Raw genomic sequence first — 2,375 nt, 5'->3', positions numbered from 1 at the left:
AATCACACGCTTATTCAGGCGCTTGCTTCTCAGCACCACTTCATTATCCTGTACAGATACCATCAGGTCCGATACCGGCAGCTGGCAGGCAGGCGCTACGCCGGACAAACCTATGTAGGGGATCTCATATTGACGCAAAGGCGGGCGAATGAGCACATTGGCGGCGCGGGCTTCGGGGAAATGCACTACTTCCGCAAAAATAACATCCGGGTATGCTGCTTCCTCTGCTGCCAGTGCAGCATGTACATGAGCAGCCAATTGCGGGTCGCCGCTACAAAAGCGGCCCAGCAGGTTAGCCGCTGAAGGGCCGCCCATGGATTGTAACGCAAAGGAATAAACGCCATTATCCGCATCTGCAGCTGTATTGGCATATAAGGAGCCAAACAGGTAGCTGCTGCGTGCAAAAGGCAGCTTTTCGGGGTCGCCTAACTTTTTAAGCTCTTCATCGGTGATGGTAACGGGCCCACCCCTACGCAGATGATCCTCATACTTTTCCAGGCACAATTGCTGCACAGGCGACCAGCTTAGGGCAGCCGCAGTTTCAGTGCCATTATTACCGGCTATATCTTCCACAAAGGGGGCGTGAATGATGCTGTCAAGGCTACTGCCGTAACCAATACCTGTTTCAGCATCCAGTACCAGGTTAAGCGGTACTTCCTGCGCCTCATACCGCTCTTTGAACCGGCTCACAAAACCCGCCAGCTCCGGGTTTCCACCTTTTGCATATCCATGGCAAAGGGCCATTAGCTGGTTCACCTGCTGCAGTAGTCCGCTTAAAAGTTTTTCGCTGATGGTGCAGGCAGCAGCAGTTTTAAACAGATCTACCTGCAGCAGGTCTTTGGGCGCATCCAGGGGAAATGCAGCATTGCAGGTATCATGAATGGCGCCTAAGCGGCCCTGTTCAAAATCCTGCTGCTGAAAAAAGTGCTGCAGCTGCTGCAGGCTCTCCCTTACAGGACCCGCTGCTTCTATGGATGACAGGCGCTTAATAAGCGCCTGCAGGTTATCGGTTTCTGTGATGCGGGGTTCTATTTCTGAGATCAGCAGCTGTGCATCTATCAGCTCATTTATAAAAGCGCGCGCCTCTTCTGCAGTGATGGAATCATCCTCAGTGGTTATCAGTAATACCATTTCGGGTATGGTTAAGCCGGCGGCAGCTTCCCGGATGATCTTTTGTATAAAGACAGCGTCGGTCACTGCGGTTAGCAGGTACTTACGCCGGTTATTGGCAATGATATATTCCGCATACCGGAACTTTTCCCCGCTTTTGTAAACGCTGTTATTGGTATAATAGATGAGCGCTTCCCTTATAGCGGGTAAGCGCTGAATATGATGACAGATCCTGGTATAATAATCCATATCCAGCCGCACATGCTGGCGTACATGGGCCAGTGGCGCCAGCTGCCAGGCAGTTGTTCCGCTTACTGTTCCCGTAGTGCAGCCTGCAAACAGGCCATAGGGCGTGCTGCGGGTGCAGGCTCTTACCCAATACTTATATATTGCCCGCTGCAGCTTTTCTATTTTCTTAGGTGTAAAGGCAGCGGGGTTGGCAAGGTAACGTTCCAGCTCTTTCAACAGCTCCCCGGATGCAACAGCCAGTGCGTACAGGAAAACCGGGTGCTCAACAGCCAGCGCCTGCAGGCTGTTATCCAATACCCTGCGGTACTGTGTTACCGGAAAAATCGGACTTCTTAATAAAAAGAATCCTGAATGCGACAAGGCCATAACAGCTCCTTTTTCATTAGCAAATGTGGTTCACGAAAGCAGGAAACATTCATCCCACGGTAATGGACGATCCTGTAAATGCGATAATAATGACAATCCTACGCCGCTGCCGCCATCCAGCAGGTCCCAGGAATAATCCCAGAGCTTATCCTTGCCCTGCCATACGCGGATGCCGTGCTTACCATCTTCTTCCGAAAAAGCGATCAGCTCTGTTGCTTTGTTCTGCCAATGGGCGGCGCATTCATAAAAAGAGGCATCCCCTGTTTCAAACCAGAACTTCCGGTAAAAAGCAGCAATGCCGCTGGATCCATGGCAAATGCAGTTATCTATTACCCCTGCTGTTTCATTGGTAAAACGCCGGGTATTATAGTGCATAGTTTCAAGGGCTTCATTCATCCAGCTTTTTTCATCCAGCACTTTACCGCAGTACCAGAAGGTCCATGCTACATTCAGATCGCCGTAACACCATGCCAGGCGGCTGTTGGCATTACCAGGCTTGCCATCCAGTATGGCCGGGTACATAGCATGCAGGCCGGTTGCTGACAACGGTATCTTATGCTGCAGTATGAAGCTGATACATTCTGTGATCAGTTGCTTGCAGGTTGCTTCAGCAATGCCTGCGCGGTATATTTTTGCCAGCAGTATTAGTG

General features: G+C 50.9%; 2 protein-coding genes. Both read right to left on the bottom strand.

Annotated elements, in window-relative coordinates; translation table 11 throughout:
• Nucleotides 1-1,725 (bottom strand): lantibiotic dehydratase family protein (locus VIM87_RS19000; RefSeq protein WP_331998522.1); only part of this gene is annotated, 1,725 nt, incomplete at its 3' end.
• Nucleotides 1,726-1,755: 30 nt separating this feature from the next.
• The coding region (locus tag VIM87_RS18995; protein ID WP_331998521.1) for a lanthionine synthetase LanC family protein at nucleotides 1,756-2,375 on the bottom strand (620 nt) is incomplete at its 5' end.

Source organism: Chitinophaga sp., from assembly GCF_036569125.1.
Taxonomy (GTDB): Bacteria; Bacteroidota; Bacteroidia; order Chitinophagales; family Chitinophagaceae; genus Chitinophaga.
This window is presented reverse-complemented; position numbering and strand designations above follow the sequence as displayed.